This window comes from Syntrophaceticus schinkii, assembly GCF_000946815.1.
Taxonomy (GTDB): Bacteria; Bacillota; DSM-12270; order Thermacetogeniales; family Thermacetogeniaceae; genus Syntrophaceticus; species Syntrophaceticus schinkii.
Map to the genome: position 1 here is coordinate 1 of NZ_CDRZ01000045.1, position 16,498 is coordinate 16,498.

At 48.3% G+C, this 16,498-nt stretch carries 15 protein-coding genes, 1 other RNA gene, 3 pseudogenes and 1 riboswitch; all 19 genes and pseudogenes read left to right on the forward strand.

The window, feature by feature from the left end; genetic code table 11:
• Positions 1–498: pseudogene (locus SSCH_RS03355) on the forward strand (hypothetical protein); the annotation flags it as partial.
• A gap of 275 nt (positions 499–773) precedes the next feature.
• Positions 774–959, forward strand: a riboswitch (cobalamin riboswitch).
• Between the two features lie 75 nt (positions 960–1,034).
• On the forward strand, positions 1,035–1,925 hold the full coding sequence (locus tag SSCH_RS03360; protein WP_332306890.1) for a nicotinate-nucleotide--dimethylbenzimidazole phosphoribosyltransferase: 891 nt from the start codon (positions 1,035–1,037) through the stop codon (positions 1,923–1,925).
• Entirely contained in the window at positions 1,813–2,094 is a 282-nt protein-coding gene (locus tag SSCH_RS21350; protein WP_332306891.1) for a nicotinate-nucleotide--dimethylbenzimidazole phosphoribosyltransferase, read from the forward strand. The genes SSCH_RS03360 and SSCH_RS21350 overlap by 113 nt, the downstream gene beginning before the upstream one ends.
• Positions 2,095–2,581: 487 nt before the next feature.
• Entirely contained in the window at positions 2,582–3,523 is a 942-nt protein-coding gene (locus tag SSCH_RS03365; protein ID WP_044664246.1) for a cation diffusion facilitator family transporter, read from the forward strand.
• Between the two features lie 48 nt (positions 3,524–3,571).
• A complete protein-coding gene (locus SSCH_RS03370; RefSeq protein ID WP_052835251.1) occupies positions 3,572–3,799 on the forward strand; it encodes a LapA family protein in 228 nt (75 codons plus the stop codon).
• Positions 3,800–3,878: 79 nt separating this feature from the next.
• Positions 3,879–6,056: pseudogene (locus SSCH_RS03375) on the forward strand (RelA/SpoT family protein).
• Positions 6,057–6,140: 84 nt separating this feature from the next.
• Positions 6,141–6,590, forward strand: coding sequence for a D-aminoacyl-tRNA deacylase (gene dtd, locus SSCH_RS03380; RefSeq protein ID WP_044664247.1), 450 nt, complete (start codon positions 6,141–6,143; stop codon positions 6,588–6,590).
• A 91-nt stretch (positions 6,591–6,681) separates the two neighbouring features.
• The gene (locus tag SSCH_RS03385; protein ID WP_044664248.1) at positions 6,682–7,299 is read left to right on the forward strand and encodes an MBL fold metallo-hydrolase; all 618 of its coding nucleotides are present in this window, start codon (positions 6,682–6,684) and stop codon (positions 7,297–7,299) included.
• A 333-nt stretch (positions 7,300–7,632) separates the two neighbouring features.
• The gene (gene hisS, locus SSCH_RS03390) at positions 7,633–8,637 is read left to right on the forward strand and encodes a histidine--tRNA ligase (RefSeq protein ID WP_232294196.1); all 1,005 of its coding nucleotides are present in this window, start codon (positions 7,633–7,635) and stop codon (positions 8,635–8,637) included.
• On the forward strand, positions 8,555–8,899 hold the full coding sequence (locus SSCH_RS22245) for a His/Gly/Thr/Pro-type tRNA ligase C-terminal domain-containing protein (protein ID WP_232294197.1): 345 nt from the start codon (positions 8,555–8,557) through the stop codon (positions 8,897–8,899). Before hisS ends, SSCH_RS22245 begins: the two co-directional genes overlap by 83 nt.
• A gap of 17 nt (positions 8,900–8,916) precedes the next feature.
• Positions 8,917–10,711 (forward strand): annotated as a pseudogene (aspS, locus tag SSCH_RS03395) (aspartate--tRNA ligase).
• Between the two features lie 72 nt (positions 10,712–10,783).
• A non-coding RNA gene (gene ssrS / locus SSCH_RS17300) (6S RNA) lies at positions 10,784–10,963 on the forward strand.
• Positions 10,964–11,030: 67 nt separating this feature from the next.
• On the forward strand, positions 11,031–11,885 hold the full coding sequence (locus SSCH_RS22250; protein WP_332306892.1) for a phenylacetate--CoA ligase family protein: 855 nt from the start codon (positions 11,031–11,033) through the stop codon (positions 11,883–11,885).
• A complete protein-coding gene (locus SSCH_RS22255) occupies positions 11,777–12,337 on the forward strand; it encodes a phenylacetate--CoA ligase family protein (RefSeq protein WP_332306893.1) in 561 nt (186 codons plus the stop codon). The genes SSCH_RS22250 and SSCH_RS22255 overlap by 109 nt, the downstream gene beginning before the upstream one ends.
• Before the next feature lie 15 nt (positions 12,338–12,352).
• The gene (locus SSCH_RS03405; RefSeq protein WP_044664249.1) at positions 12,353–12,784 is read left to right on the forward strand and encodes an ACT domain-containing protein; all 432 of its coding nucleotides are present in this window, start codon (positions 12,353–12,355) and stop codon (positions 12,782–12,784) included.
• 43 nt (positions 12,785–12,827) lie between these two features.
• Positions 12,828–13,904, forward strand: a complete 1,077-nt coding sequence (locus SSCH_RS03410; RefSeq protein ID WP_044664250.1) for a uroporphyrinogen decarboxylase/cobalamine-independent methonine synthase family protein — start codon at positions 12,828–12,830, stop codon at positions 13,902–13,904.
• Positions 13,905–14,073: 169 nt separating this feature from the next.
• The gene (locus tag SSCH_RS03415) at positions 14,074–14,505 is read left to right on the forward strand and encodes a Na-translocating system protein MpsC family protein (RefSeq protein WP_198142136.1); all 432 of its coding nucleotides are present in this window, start codon (positions 14,074–14,076) and stop codon (positions 14,503–14,505) included.
• A 234-nt stretch (positions 14,506–14,739) separates the two neighbouring features.
• Positions 14,740–15,789 carry an alcohol dehydrogenase gene (locus SSCH_RS03420; RefSeq protein ID WP_198142137.1) on the forward strand — a complete coding sequence of 350 codons (1,050 nt, stop codon included), beginning with the start codon at positions 14,740–14,742 and terminating at the stop codon, positions 15,787–15,789.
• Positions 15,790–15,984: 195 nt separating this feature from the next.
• Positions 15,985–16,380 carry a division/cell wall cluster transcriptional repressor MraZ gene (mraZ, locus tag SSCH_RS03425; protein ID WP_044664254.1) on the forward strand — a complete coding sequence of 132 codons (396 nt, stop codon included), beginning with the start codon at positions 15,985–15,987 and terminating at the stop codon, positions 16,378–16,380.
• The last annotated feature ends 118 nt before the right edge of the window (positions 16,381–16,498 follow it).

Genomic DNA, 16,498 nt, shown 5'->3' on the forward strand with positions numbered 1-16,498 from the left:
CAGGAGAAGCGTAAAATTTTAAAGAATCATATGGTGATATGTAAGGAAAGCTGGGAAGAGATCGAACTTGTAACATGTCGCGGGGTAACGAAAACTACCCGTTACGCTTGGATTTCCAGTGACCCAATCAAAAAGACGAATATCCACGCGCGTTCCAATTTGATAGCCCGAAAGCGTTGGCTTCAGGAGAACACCATTCTCAAAGAAAAAGACCAAGGATACCATTACGAACATATCTTTTCTCATAACTGGAATGCAATGAAGGGATATCACTACTTGATGCATATTGGCCGGATGCTCAATGAAATGGTGCTTCATTCGGTTTGCCTAACCGAACATGCTAAAAAAGTTGGGTTTCGGAGACTCATTGAAAAGTTTCGTAAAAACATGATTTACAATTCCTTAGATACAAAGCGAATTCGCAAGTTAATGAAATCCCCAGGCCAACTGCGATTGGTTCAGGAGGATGATTGGAAAATAAGGCCAACGGCAGCTTAGCAATTCTATTCAACATAGCGGTTTCAATACGGTGTACACTACCCGTATGCCCATTTGAAGGTGCTATAGTAGGTTAAAAGGAGCAAAATAGCTTGAAAAGGATGTGCCACCACATGTAGAACGGATATTTTTCAAAAAAACTTCGGAATCGGTGATAAAAACGCCAGTTTTTGTACTCGCAAGATTTTTAAACATTTTGATGCGTCAGTACTGGGAGAGCATATAAATCCTTGCGCAAAGTTCTTTTATGGTTTAAGATAGAGTGAGAAGAAACTATCGATAAAATGATAACAGGTGCCCATAAGGGAGAATAGGGAATCAGGTGTAAATCATTGAGCGGTCCCGCCACTGTAACCAGGGATAAACCTGCAGGATACCACCAGACCGGCTTAACCGGCCTGGGAAGGTGCAGGGGAGGATGAACTGGAAGCCAGGAGACCTGCCTGTTGTCACGAGCTAAAGGGATGATGGAAAAGTCCCCAGCCCATAATAAGGGTTGGGGACTTCTTTATTTAAAAATAAGATGAGGAGGGTTTATGATGCTGCTGGAAAAAACCATTGAGAGTATCAGGGAACTGGATGCAGAGGCCATGGAAAAAGCCCGCAGCCACCAGAAAAACCTGATCAAGCCTTATGGAAGTTTGGGTATGCTGGAGGATGTAGCTGTCAAAATTGCGGGGATTACCGGGGAGGTAATGCCGCAGTTAGAAAACAAAGCTGTAATCACCTGTGCGGGGGATCATGGGGTAGCTGCCCAAAGGGTCAGTGTTGCTGACCAGGAAGTGACACAGCAGATGGTGAAGGGTTTTCTCAATGGAGGGGCTGCGATCAATGTGATCACCAGGCATACAGGTGCAAAGGTTATCTGTGTGGATATGGGGATGATTAAACCTGTAGATGATCCCCGTCTGGTGGTACGCAGAGTCGGCTCTGGCACCAATAATATCGCTGAGGGTCCTGCCATGACCAGGGAGCAGGCCCGGGCAGCAGTGGAAGGTGGGATCGAGGTAGCAACTGAGCAGATCAAAAAGGGGACACAGCTGCTGGCCACCGGGGATATGGGGATCGGCAACACCACTCCCAGCACCGCTGTTCTCGCCGCTTTCACCGGTTTTCCCGTTGATCTAATCACAGGAAAGGGAACAGGTATTGATTGTGATGCGATGCGTCGCAAGGCACGGATCGTTCAACAGGCTCTGGATGTCAATAAACCTGACGCCAGAGACGGCCTTGATGTTCTGGCTAAAGTAGGGGGATTTGAGATCGGGGGTATCGGCAGGAGTGATCCTGGGTGCTGCCGCATACCGTGTTCCCGTGGTTATCGACGGCTTTATCTCCGGGGCAGGAGCGATGATCGCTCGTGCACTGGCCCCACGCTCTGTGGATTTTGTGATCGCCTCACACCTCTCAGAGGAACCGGGTCATAAGACCATGGTAACCTGGCTCGGGGTTAGCCCTATGCTGAACATGAACATGCGTTTAGGAGAGGGAACCGGTGCGGCACTCTCCTTTACTATCATCGATGCCTCTCTGAAGATCGTCAGAGAAATGGCCACCTATGATGAGGCAGGTGTCTCCGATACCGGCCTCCGCTAAACCGGGGCCAGGCTTGCTTTATTGTCTTATTGATAAAGAGATCACGAGAACACTTCTCATGATCTCTTTTTAGTTTCGCCACCTGTATATACAGATTTAGCTAATTGGTGCCTGTCACCGGAAGCTGTCGAAGATGGTGACTGTCACCAAAAGGGCATACTTGTCTAGACATATTGGCCAAAAAGGTGCCTGTCACCAAAAGGGCCTATTTGTCTAGACATGTTGGTCTAAAGGGTGACTGTCACCGAATAAGGTCACTGAATAAGGCACCTGAGAATAAGATTCGTTTTCAATTAATTGCCTCCTGGTTTGGGCTGTGTTAATATTTTGTTGACAAAGTCAGGCTGAAAATTTTAAGCTGGGTCTTTTAGACAGCGGGTTTCTAGCGATCTCGTGGGACTTCATCAAGCTTTTACATGACCTTGGTGGAGTTCTTTTTATATAATTTATCAAAATATATCAGAATATAAGGAGGAGGTATCAGATTTTGAACAAGGTCGGGGTAGCGAGGCTGTCCGTTCTTTCCAATACTGTACTAGTAATTTTTAAGTTAGTAGTGGGGCTCTATATTAATTCTGTCAGTGTCCTTTCCGAGGCTATCCACTCCGGACTTGACCTGGTAGCAGCGATGATTGCTCTATTTGCAGTGAGCAGGAGCGGCAAACCCCCGGATGCAGAACATCAATATGGGCATGGGAAGATCGAAAATGTATCAGGGGTGATTGAGGCCATCCTTATATTCGTGGCTTCCATCTGGATCATCAGAGAAGCAGTGATTAAACTGATCACCGGGGCACAGGTGGAGGCGCCTATGTGGGGGCTTATTGTTATGGGTTTCTCCGCTGTTGCTAACTGGGTTGTTTCCTCTCTGTTGATGAAAACCGCCAGGGAGACAGATTCGGTGGCCTTAGAGGCTGATGCCCTGCACTTGAGAACTGATGTTTATACATCCCTGGGTGTGGCAGGGGGACTGCTGCTGCTCTGGGTTACAGGAATACACCTGTTCGACCCCTTGATCGCTATCGGTGTTGCCTTACTGATTATCAAGGCCGCCTATGATTTAACGGCTAAAGCCTTTTTCCCGCTGCTGGATGCCAGTCTGCCAGTGGAAGAAGAGGAGCATATCAAGGAGATTATTCTGGCCTTTGGTTCTCATTTCGTTAGTTTTCACAAGATGAGAACCCGAAAAGCTGGGCCGCAGCGGTTTATTGACCTGCACCTGGTGGTGCCACAGTATCAAAATATTTCTGCCTCTCATGATGTCTGTGATGCTATTGAACGAGAGATAAAGGAGCAATACCCAGGAGCTCAGGTTCTCATCCATGTAGAACCCTGCCGAATAGGGGATGACTGCTTACAGTGTAGAGAGCGCGACCACTGTGAAATTTCCGAGAAAAACGCAAAGGAGAAGGGAATTCACACCTCTTGAGCGAATAAACTGGGATAAATATGTGACATTGATGTGGGAGGTGTTGGGATGCCGCTGCTCTATATCATGGGAATATTAATTTTTGCCATTTTGATTGCAATTTTTGCGGTGCAGAATGCGGGACCGGTAGCTATTAAGTTTTTCTTTTGGGCTGTGCCTGAGATACCGTTGGTGCTGGTGATCTTCGGCACAGTTCTTTGTGGTATTGTCATCGGTTTCTTATTAGGGCTCTATTCGTCAAGAAAAAAAAAGTTCAGGGACATTGCGCCTTCCTAAATCTAAGAACATTGAGAAGCCGTCCACTTGACAGTAATAGCACCTTGACCGTACGATATCTGTAGAGGGGAGGAAAAAGATGAGCCTTGCGCGGCTTCTGAAAAAAATTGAAAGCTACTACCCGAACTATGACAGGGAGCTGGTTGAGCGCGCCTATTTTTATGCAGAAAAGGCACATGCCGGCCAGTTTCGCAATTCCGGCGAGGCTTTTATCCAACACCCTCTGGAAGTGGCCTGTATTTTAGCCGATCTTCAGTTGGATATCCTCTCTATTGCTGCCGGATTGCTCCACGATGTGGTGGAGGATACAGATGTTACATTTGATCAGATAGAGGAAGAATTCGGTTCCAGGGTGCGTTTCCTGGTAGCCGGGGTGACGAAATTGGGCAAAATAGAATATAAGTCCAAGGAGGACCGCCATGCCGAGAACCTGCGCCGCATGTTCCTGGCCATGGCCCAGGATATACGTGTAATATTAATTAAGCTGGCGGACCGGCTGCACAATATGCGCACACTTGGCCACCACCCCCTGGATAAACAGCGGGAGATAGCACAGGAGACCCTGGAGATCTTTGCTCCTGTGGCACATCGCCTGGGTATCTATAGGATCAAATGGGAGCTTGAAGACCTGTCATTTCGCTATTTGGAACCTGAAAAATATTATGAGATGGTGGAGAGAATCGCCAAAAAAACGCCGTGAGCGGGAGGACTATATCAATCTTGTGGTCGCTAAGCTCAGGGAGAAGCTTGATCAAGCGGGAATACCGGCGGAGATTTCGGGCAGGCCAAAGAATTTCTACAGCATTTACCGTAAAACCATAGAACAGGAGAAGGATCTCTCGGAGATCTATGATCTGATTGCAGTAAGAGTAATTGTCAATACAGTCAAGGAGTGTTATGCCACCCTGGGGATAGTTCATACCATGTGGAAACCCATTCCAGGGCGTTTTAAAGATTATATTGCCATGCCTAAACAGAACATGTATCAGTCACTGCATACCACCCTGATTGGGCCGCTGGGAGAGCCTTTTGAGCTGCAGATCCGCACCTTTGAGATGCACAGGACCGCTGAATATGGAATTGCCGCCCACTGGAGGTACAAAGAAGGGGGGCGCCCCACTGATGAAGAGTTCGAGAAGAAGCTTTCCTGGCTGCGCCAGATCCTAGACTGGAATCACGAGTTGAGGGATGCCAGGGAGTTTATGGAGTCCCTCAAGATAGATCTTTTTTCAGATGTTGTTTTTGTCTTCACCCCAGGGGTGATGTCCTGGAATTGCCCTTCGGTTCAATACCCGTTGATTTCGCTTACCGCATTCACACGGAAGTGGGTAACCGCTGTATTGGGGCGAAGGTCAACGGCAGAATCGTGCCTTTAGACTACCGGCTGAAAAACGGGGATATCGTGGAAGTCCTAACCTCCAAACAGAGCGGTGGGCCCAGCCGCGATTGGCTTTCTATTGTTAAGACCTCTCAAGCGAAAAACCGGATCAGGCAGTGGTTTAAGAAGGAACAAAAGGTGGATAATATTCTGCGGGGCAGAGACCTGCTGGAAAAAGAGCTGCGCAGGCAGGGATATGAGCCTGCCGCCTTTTTTAAGATTGAAGGAAAAGAGGAACTCTGCCAGCGACTTGGCTTTCATAAAGAGGATGATATGTATGCCGGTATCGGCAGCGGCAATCTTTCTACCCTATCTGTGATCAGTAAGGTGCGCAGTGAGCTGGAAAAACAGGAGGAACCGGAACCTCTCAGCTTGGACGGGGAGGGCCAGCTGCTGTTAAAGATTCCTGAAAAGAAGGAACCTGTTACTGCCGGGGTTTGTGTCAAAGGTGTAAGGGATCTGGCTGTTCACCTCTCTCACTGCTGTAACCCCTTGCCTGGGGACCAGATTATCGGTTATATTACACGGGGAAAAGGGGTTTCCGTCCACAGGGCTGACTGCCCCAATATCGCTCATCATGTGCAGGGGGAAACAGAGCGCATTATTGAGGTGAGCTGGGATGAAGAGACCCCGGCAACCTATCAGGTGGAAATCGAAGTTAAGGCTTTTGATCGCCCACACCTGACAACAGATATTATGATGACAATTACAGATACTAAAACGATTATCAATGCTGTCAATGCCAGAGCAATGAAGAATAGGATGGCCAGGGTTAATCTGAAACTGGAGATCAGGGATATTGAGCACCTGTATAATGTAATGCAGAAGGTCAATCATGTCAGTGATGTATTGGAAGTGCATAGAGTGGTGCCCAACTAAGTGGTTTAAGTGGTGATAGATGCACGGGATTTTAAGTCCCGTGAGAGTATTTCGCCAGAGGTGCCCAACTAAGAGGTGATCAATGTGCGGGCTGTGGTCCAGAGAGTGAGCCGCGGCTGGGTGCGGGTGGAGGATCAGGAGATGCGCCCCATCAGTGCCGGGCTTGTTGTTTTGATCGGGGTAGGAAAAGGTGATGATGAAAGTGACGCGCATTATATCTCAGACAAGATCTTGAATTTAAGGATCTTTCCTGATCAAGAGGGGAAGTTTAATTATTCTGTCACTGATATGGCAGGGGAGCTGCTGGTGGTTTCCCAGTTTACCCTTTATGGTGACTGCCGGAAAGGTAGGCGCCCCAGTTTTTCCGATGCGGCGGCACCTGATGATGCACTTTCTTTATTTGAGAAACTGCTGGATTTTTTAGGGGAGAGTGGTCTCCGGGTGGTAACCGGCGAATTCCAGACGATGATGGAGGTCGGGATTGTCAATGAGGGGCCGGTTACGATTTTGTTGGACAGCAAAAAAACACTGTGAGAAAACCATCCTTCACGGGAAGGTCTTTTGGGTTGCCGGCGCGTATGGCTGGCGGGGTTTCCCTGCGGGATGTTGAGGAGGCTGATTATAAATGAAGGTCAAATGCCTGACAGTGGGGGTTATCGCCTCCAACTGCTACCTGGTTTGGTGTGAGGAGACAAAAGAGGCAATGGTGATCGACCGGGGGGGAGAAGGGAAGCGGATCTTAAACGAAGTGGCTAAAGAAGGCCTGCTGGTAAAATATATTGTTAATACCCACGGGCACATGGATCACATCGCTGCTAATGCTGTTGTCAAGGAAGGGACTGATGCAAAACTGGTGATCCATGTTGAGGATGAGCCCCTGCTGTCGGACCCAGAAAAGAACCTTTCTCTTTATATGGGGCGAAAGTACTGCAGTCCGCCGGCGGATCTGATCATTCGTGAAGGAGACGAGCTTACAGTGGGCAAACAGGTCTTCTCTGTTCTGCATACACCGGGGCATACCAAAGGAAGCATTTCCTTAAAGGGAGGTGGTGTGATTTTTTCGGGGGATACACTGTTTGCGGATTCGGTAGGGAGAACAGATTTTCCGGGAGGGTCATACCAGGAACTGGTGGATTCTATAAAAAACAAGATCCTTCCCTGTGGGGATGATGTTATTGTTTATCCAGGACACGGCCCTGCCACCAATGTCGGCCATGAGCGTGTTCACAATCCTTTTTTCTAGAGAAGATCCTATTGGTGGTTAGTCGTTAGTGGTTGGTCGTTAGTTTCTAGTTGTTAGTTATTGTATAAAGAATTATCCTGTTTCTTGTGAGTAGACATGCAGCTGTTCTTTTTACTGGACATGAGTAAAGCAAGTCCGGCTAGTTGGTAGTTAGTGGTTGGCGTATTAGTGGTTTGTCGTTGGTGGTTGAAAAAGGGTGTTCAGGCGAGAGTCGACAAGCTCCAACATCAGGAATCAAATATTTATTACAAAAAAGTGTGACAAGGTGACCACCCTGCTATCATGAAGGACACTCTACTGTCACACCTCTGTCACGCAAAGGAGTTGGTATCGGTGATTAAGGCTCCCCGGGGAACGAGGGATCTACTGCCAGGGGAAATTGAAAAGTGGCATTATGTGGAGAAGGTTGCCAGACAGGTCAGCGAAATTTATGGATATCAGGAGATCAGAACGCCGATTTTTGAGCATACAGAGCTATTCCAGCGGGGGATCGGTGATACCACTGATGTTGTGCAAAAGGAGATGTATACTTTTGAGGATCGCGGGGAGAGAAGCATCACTCTGCGTCCGGAGGGGACTGCAGGGGTTGTCAGAGCCTATCTGGAAAACCACCTGAACAACCAGCCCCAACCGGTGAAGGTGTATTATATGGGTCCCATGTTCCGTTATGACCGCCCTCAGGCGGGGCGTATGCGCCAGTTCCACCAGTTAGGAATTGAGGCGTTTGGGACGAGTGACCCCGCACTGGACACTGAGGTGATCTCTTATACTTATGATTTCTTTGAGAGGCTTGGCTTGATGGATTTGCGTGTTCTTGTCAACAGTGTGGGGTGCCCGGAGTGCAGGGCGCTTTACAGTCAAGCATTGAAAGGTTTTATGATGATGCGCCAGGATGCGCTCTGTGAGAACTGCCGCGACAGATTAAATCGCAATCCCCTGCGTGTCCTGGACTGCAAAGAGCGGAACTGCCAGGAACTGCTGGATGGCGCACCCGGCATTCATGAGTACCTGTGTAAGGGGTGTTATGAACATTTTCAGCAGGTACAGGACTATCTGCAATTAACAGGTATTGCCTATGAGGTCAGTGAACAGCTTGTGCGTGGTCTTGATTACTATACACAGACGGTTTTTGAAATACTGCCTTCAGGGGATGGCCAGGGTTCTCTTGCGGGAGGCGGCCGTTACAGCAACCTGGTGGAGATCTGTGGGGGGCCGGGCTGTGCCCGGAATTGGAGTAGCGATAGGGTTAGAGCGTGTGCTTCTTGCATTGGAGGACCAGGGTGTACAACTTCCCTTAAAGAAAAGAGAAAGCATCTTTATAGCTACCGCCGGGGATGATGTTGCAGGGGATCTGAACCGTGAGGCGGTGCGACTGCTTTTGGAGCTGAGAAGAAGTGATTACCCTGCAGAAAAAGATCTGTTGGGACGGAGCTTGAAGTCTCAAATGAAGCAGGCGGGCAGGATAGGTGCCAGTTATGTTATTATACTTGGTACAAATGAACTGCAAAGGGGAACAGTATTGCTGAGGGATATGAAGAAAGGGGAGCAGTTGGAAATATCCAGAGAGAGGCTTTTTGAATACCTTAAAGCTATTGTGTAAACCAGGGAGGCAGGAAAGTGGAAAGTATCGGAGAATTAAAGAGATCCCACAGCTGTGGGGAGCTATCTCTCAAGAATAGCGGGCAGGATGTAGTTTTAAGTGGGTTGGGTGCAAAAGCGGCGCGACCACGGTGGAGTTATTTTCCTGGACTTGCGAGATCGCAGCGGGGTGGTCCAGGTTGTATTAAGCCCTGATACCGGCGGTCTCCCCTTCCAAAGGGCAAACTCCGTACGGGCGGAGTTTGTACTCGCTGTGCGCGGTCAGGTGCGGCGCCGTCCGCCGGGAACGGAGAACCCACAGATGGCTACCGGGGAAGTTGAAGTGGCCACATCTGAACTGGAGATACTCAATACTGCCAGAGCACTTCCCTTTCATCCCGGGGATGCTGCGGGTGTTGATGAAGCCCTAAGGTTGCGCTACCGCTATCTCGACCTTCGACGCCAGGAGAGCTGGCATATATTTACGATGCGACACAGGGCAGCTAACATTATCCGTGATTTTTTATCTAAAAAGGGTTTTCTGGAGATGGAAACCCCGATGTTGACGCGCAGTACTCCGGAGGGTGCCAGGGATTACCTGGTTCCCAGTCGTGTGCACCCGGGTGAGTTTTTTGCGCTGCCGCAGTCACCACAGCTTTTTAAGCAGATCCTGATGATTGCCGGTTTTGAACGGTATTTCCAGTTTGCCAGGTGTTTTCGGGATGAGGACTTGAGAGCTGACAGACAGCCGGAATTCACCCAGCTTGACCTGGAGATGTCATTTGTTGATGAACATGATATTCAACAGCTGACAGAAGAACTGCTCGCCGCTCTTTTTCAGGAGCTTTTAGATGTGGAGCTGACTCTACCCTTCCCACACCTTACCTATCAGGAGGCGATGGGGACCTATGGAAGCGATAGACCCGATCTGCGCTTCGGTCTGGAGATGGTGGATGTGTCATCAATTTTGGCAGACAGCAAGTGCCGGGTCTTTGCCGGGACTATCAAGAAGGGTGGGGTTGTCAAGGGCATTCGGGTACCAGGAGCCGCAGGATTCAGCAGGAAAATCTTAGATGAGCTGACCAGCATGGCAGTGGAGTGGGGCGCTCATGGGCTTGCCTGGTTTATTCTAGAAGATAAAGGCGTCAGGTCGCCTCTGGTGAAGCTCATGGAGCCTGAAGAAATAGATGCCCTGATCACAAAAATGGAAGGGAAGTCTGGGGATCTCCTGCTGTTTGTTGCTGATCAGCGGCAGGTTGCGGAGGAGGTTTTAGGGAAGCTGCGCTTGGAATTGGCCGGGAGGCTCGATTTAATAGATAACAAGAAATATACCTTTATTTGGATAACAGATTTTCCACTTCTGGAATATGATGAGAATGAACAGAGGTTAGAAGCAGTACACCATCCCTTCACTTCCCCACTGAATGAGGATCTGCCTTTACTGGAGAGCCAACCGGAAAGGGTGAGGGCCAGGGCCTATGACATTGTTCTCAACGGTGTGGAGCTTGGTGGAGGGAGCATCAGGATCCACAGGCGGGATCTACAGGAGCGCATTTTTGGTGTGATTGGATTAGAGCCACAGGAGGCCCAGGAGAAGTTCGGCTTTTTCTTGGAAGCGCTTGACTATGGGGCGCCTCCACACGGGGGCATCGCCTTTGGATTTGACAGGTTGTTGATGCTGATGCTGGACCTGGAGACAATTCGTGATGTGATTCCCTTTCCCAAAACCCAGAGGGCTACCTGTCTGCTTACCAGTGCGCCTGCTCCTGTGATACCGAAACAGCTGCGGGAGCTGCATATTCAGTGTTTGCCTGCAAAAATTAAGCAAGACTGATACAATAACCTAACAGGAAATGACATATTGAAAAAGGACACTTGGTGTGATATGATCTAGTCGCAGTAAGAAAAAACCCTACAATGTACGTGGAAACCCTGGGAGTTTTGAGCCAACACCAAAACTTTTGGAGCCTGGGCTCTGGCTGTGACTTGTATGCCTCATCATTGAGGAAACATAAAGCAGTCAGGAGGGCACCACCGTGCTGAGCCAGGTTCAGACACCGGGTCCCACGGCATCTGTGGGGTTTTGTTTTGCTTGACAGCTTTTTGCTGATCCTTTAAAATTTGTATAAAGTTCGGGCTGAGGAGGAATTTTTTTGACCTTCTATTGGAATGAAGAATGTGAGTGTATGTCGCCTGAGCGACTGCAATCCCTTCAGGAGGAACGCCTGTGTGCAACAGTAAAGAGGGTTTATCAGGAAGTTCCCTTTTATCGACATGCTTTTCAGAAAATTGGTCTCAAACCGGAGGATATACGAACCCTGGATGACCTGGTTAAACTCCCCTTTACCACAAAGAACGATCTCCGTGATAACTATCCTTACGGTCTTTTTGCTGTCCCATTGAGTGATGTGATCAGGCTGCATGCCTCTTCCGGGACCACCGGGAAGCCTACTGTTGTCGGTTATACACGCCATGATCTCGCTGTGTGGGCTGAGGTAATGGCCCGGGCCTTGACCTGTTGTGGGGCATCAAAAAACTCCAAGATCCAAAATGCATACGGATATGGACTTTTTACCGGGGGTCTGGGAGTTCATTATGGTGCCGAGCTGATCGGGGCCTCTGTGATCCCGGTTTCCGGGGGGCATACCAAACGCCAGGTGATGATCATGAAAGACTTTGGCAGCACCATTCTTACATGCACTCCTTCCTATGCTTTACATCTGGCTGAGGTGATGGAAGAGATAGGCATTTCCAAAGAGGATATCAGCCTTCAGGGAGGGCTTTTCGGTGCTGAGCCATGGTCTAAAAATTTGCGCAGACAGATCGAAAGGCGATTGGGTATCAATGCTTTGGATATCTACGGGATCAGTGAGATTATCGGCCCCGGAGTTGCTGTGGAATGCTCTGCCAGAGATGGCCTGCACATCTGGAGGATCACTTCCTGGCAGAGATCATCGACCCGGAAACCGGGGAGCAGCTGCCGCCCGGAAGCTATGGAGAACTGGTAATCACTACCCTTACCAAAGAGGCCTTACCCATGATCCGCTACCGGACGAGAGATATCACACGGATTATTCCGGATGGTCGATGCTCCTGTGGCCGCACTCATCTCAAGATCGACCGCTGTCAGGGGCGCACCGATGATATGCTGGTTATCCGCGGTGTGAATGTTTTTCCTTCCCAGATCGAGGAGGTCCTTTTCAGAATCAGCCATACAGAACCCTTTTATCTGATCATTGTTGACCGACGGGATCAGCTGGATGAGCTGGAGGTTTGGGTGGAGGTATCTGATCAGGTCTTTTCCGATGAAATCAGAAAATTGGAGAGTCTGGAGCAGGAGATCCGGCGGGAGATCGAGGTTGTTTTAGGGATCAGTGTTAAAGTAAAATTGGTAGAACCTAAAACCATCGAGCGCTATGAGGGAAAGGCGAAGCGGATTATTGACCGCCGCAGCTTATAAAAGGGGGGGGATACTGTGCCTGTAAAACAGATCACTGTGTTTTTAGAGAATAAGTGTGGCAGATTGGCCAATGTGGCCAAAGTCATCGGAGATGAAGGGATCAATATCCGCGCTTTTTCTGTGGCAGATACCACAGATTTCGGTATTCTGCGCCTGATCGTCAATGACCCGGACCACACCTATGAGGTACTGCGACGGGAGCAGTTTACCGTACGGCTGACAGAGGTTATTGCAGTTCAGATACCCGATCATCCCGGGGGATTGGCTGAGGTTCTTGCCCTGATGCAGGAAGCGGGAATTAACATTGAGTACCTGTATGCATTTGTTGCCAAGGTATCCGGGGATGCCCTGGCTGTGTTTCGTGTGGAAAACTCCCGGGTGGCTGAGCAGTTGATGTTGGGTAAAGGGATCAAGGTGTTAAGCGGTGAAGATGTCTATAATCTCTAAGTATATCGCTGTTGACTAAGCAAGAAAGGAAAGGATGTACGGTATGCAGTTTCACCCTTGTGGCTGTGCAACTGGCATTGGGAGTCTGCCTCACCTTGACCCTGCTGCTGCGGTTTCTCTGATCAATGAGTCTTTCACATTGATGCCACATTGGCCGCAGCTTCCCAGATACTCGGTTCAGGAGTTTTTCTGCACTCAGTTTTTGCAGGTATTAAATGAGCTGGGGTTGCTGCGGGTGGAGAAGGGGACAAAGGCGTGCTTTTTGGATGAGGAAGATGATTGGCCCCTAAGGCTGGCCGAGTTTTATGAGCTGTATATGCAGGTAGTGGAAGGGGATATCAATGCCTTAAATAAATTTTATTTTCCATCTGGATCCGCAGAAGGATTTTATAAGTTCTATGGCGAATTAAAAGATAAAGGCACGGGTGATGCCAGGTATTTGAAGGGTCAGGTTGTGGGTCTGCTGTCTGCAGGCTTCCAGGTCACTGACCAGCGTGGAGTACCGGCTTATTATGATGAGCAACTGCGAGATGTACTGCTGAAGCAGTTGTCACTGCAGGCGGCCTGGCAGATTAAAACCTTAGGCGAATTCGGACTCCCGGTGATTATTTTTATGGATGACCCTGTGATTGACAGCTGTGGTAGATTTGACCGCATCAGTGTAAGCAAAGATGAAGTACAGGCGGAACTATCTGAATTTGCCGATTTTGTGCGAAGGTTCGGTGGGATTGCCGGAGTACATTCCTGTTCTGATCTGGATTGGTCAATACTGTTCGGAGCTAATTTGGATATAATCAGTTTTGATACCTATCAATTTGCTAAGAGTTTTGCCCTATATGCTGCATCCATACAGGAGTTTATGAAAAATGGCGGTGTTGTCGCCTGGGGAGTTGTTCCTACCGATGGCAGGGCTCTGGCAGAGGAAAATATAGAATCATTGAGCAAACAAATCCGTAAGTATATAAAACACCTAACAAACAAAGCTATCGAACCCCAGCTAATTTATACACAAAGCATAATAACTCCTGCCTGTGGCGCTGGTACTCTGACCACAGAAGAGGCCAAATCTATTTACCAATTGACTGTAGAACTCGCAAGGAATTGGAGAAGTTGCTTTTAAGAAATGAAATAGTTGTCTTATCGAACTTATTCGAAGGATTTTACCATTATTCGCCGAATTATATATATATGGTTGTCTTGTTCAGGAAAGGAGTTTTAGGTATAATTTGTATGGTAACTAAATAACACTTAGAACACCATATTATTGAAGTAACTTTATGTCTTCGGGGGTGATAAACATAGGACAACCTGATCAGTTCAAAGGAATTGTCGTTAAAAGTAAGGAACCCGGGGAAAAAAGGCTGAATGAACAAGAGCGCAAGAGGATGCAGCACGAGTTTAAGATTTATATGGAACAGTATTTTAAGCGGACACTGGGTAAGAGTGTAGAAACTACTAAAATAACTATTGTGGAAGACATGCTTATTATTAGAGGAGAAGGATTTTTAACGGAGCCGGAGAAGTTTATAGTAAAGACACCGCGGGGGAAAGAAGCGATCAGAGCATCTAGAATGCATGTAGTGCAGCAACATGTTGTCGATAATCTGTTGTTTTTTGAGAATAAATTGGGGGCTAAAGCTATTCATCAAACATATGAAGTTGAGGCAGAACATGACTTCTGGATGCACGCCATTGTATTTAATAGAATACTAACAACCTAATACGAATACGGATTTACAGAATACTAACAACATAATATGGATTTATGGTAGTTCACGGAGAAACCTGTGGGTGGCTCCAAGGAAAGACCAATGTTTTTACTGCAAGGCTCAATTTCTTAAGAGTCAGGCATGAAAATATTGGTCTGTATTTGTTTCTGGCTGGATTGAGGGACTTGCGGTTTCAAGGGTTTATGCCCTTGACAAATAAAAACATTACTAAAGGAGGACGCAAAAATGACAATGAAGGCATTAGTGTACCACGGCCCTGAGAAGATCAGTCTCGATGATGTGCCGGTACCGAAGATTATTGAGCCGGATGATGCAATCGTCAAGGTTACCACTTCAACCATCTGTGGTACCGACATTCACATCTGGCACGGCGGGATGCCCGAGGTAGAGGGTCCCAGAATCCTTGGTCATGAGTTCTGCGGCGAAGTAGTAGAGGTAGGCCCTGCGGTAAGAAATGTTAAGGTTGGGGACCAGTGTGCAGTTTCATGCGTCACCCAGTGCGGTGAGTGCTTCTACTGTGTACGGGGAATCTATTCCCACTGCACAACAGGTAGCTGGATCTTTGGGTATATGATCGATGGCTGCCAGGCAGAGTATGTACGGGTGCCTCACGCAAATCTGGGTTGCTTCCCTGTTCCTGATGGCATGACCGATGACGATGTTCTGCTCGTCGGTGATATCCTGTCTACAGGCTATTTCGGTGCCGAAAATGCCGAAATCGAACCTGGTGACACAGTTGCAGTGATGGGCAGCGGCCCTGTGGGCATGTGTGCCATGATGACTGCAAGACTTTGGGGGCCAGCAAGAATTATTGCAGTTGATATGAACCAGGCCAGGCTTGATTTTGCTGTCAAGCAGGGCATTGCAGATATGGCCTTGAACCCGGCGGATGGCAACGTTCCTGATAAAATTAGGGACCTGACCGGTGGCCGCGGCGCTGACAGAACCATCGAGGCTGTAGGTGCCAGGGGAACCTATGAGCTGGCTCTGGATGCTGTAAGGGCTGGTGGCAATGTTTCGATGATCGGTGTTTTTGAAAAACCACAGGAGTTGAAGATGAACGAACTGTGGATCAAGAACATCAAGATCGGAATGGGCCTCGTCAATGCCAACCGTATTCCTGAGCTGATCAATCTGATCGCAGCAGGCAAGCTTGATACCAAGTGCCTGTACACCCATCGTAAACCTCTGAACGATCTCCTCGAAGGATACGATGTCTTTGGCAACAAGAAGGACAACGTCCTCAAGTGGATCGTCACACCTTACGAAAGATAAGATAAGTTAGAAAATAAAATTAAGTCAGCTTCCACTGGCTTAATACACCTCTATAGAACCGGGGTTTTTACCCCGGTTTTTTTATTTTTATAATTATTTTTGCGGGAGGAGAAGGAATTTATATTTCGATCGAGAATTAATTGAGTGGTGGAAAGTGGCGGGAAGTGGGGTATTATATATTCGGAGTGGGGAAATATGTTTATCGGAGAGTACAATCATAATCTTGATGCCAAAGGGCGTCTGATCATGCCGGCGAAGTTTCGTGCGTGTTTGGGGGATCGCTGTATCACCACCCGCGGCCTGGATCACTGCCTGTTTGTGTTTCCCCTGGAAGAATGGCGTATCTTAGAAGAGAAGCTGAGAAATCTACCACTTACCAAAAAAGAGGCCAGAGCCTTTTCCCGTTTCTTTTTTTCCGGTGCCACAGAATGTGAATTGGATGGCCAGGGTCGTATCCTGATTTCGCCCTCCTTGCGGGAGTATGCTAAAGTAAGCCGCGAGGTTGCCATTATCGGTGTTTCATCCCGTATTGAGATCTGGTCTGCGGATCGCTGGGATGAATACTGTACCGGAGCTGAAGGAAACATATGAAGAAATTAGCGGAAAAAAATGGGTGAAGGCGGTGCATTAGTTGACTGAAGTGGAACATGTTCCAGTGATGCTGAAAGAAGCAGTTGAATTTTTGGGCTAGCCCCACGGGGAGGGGGGG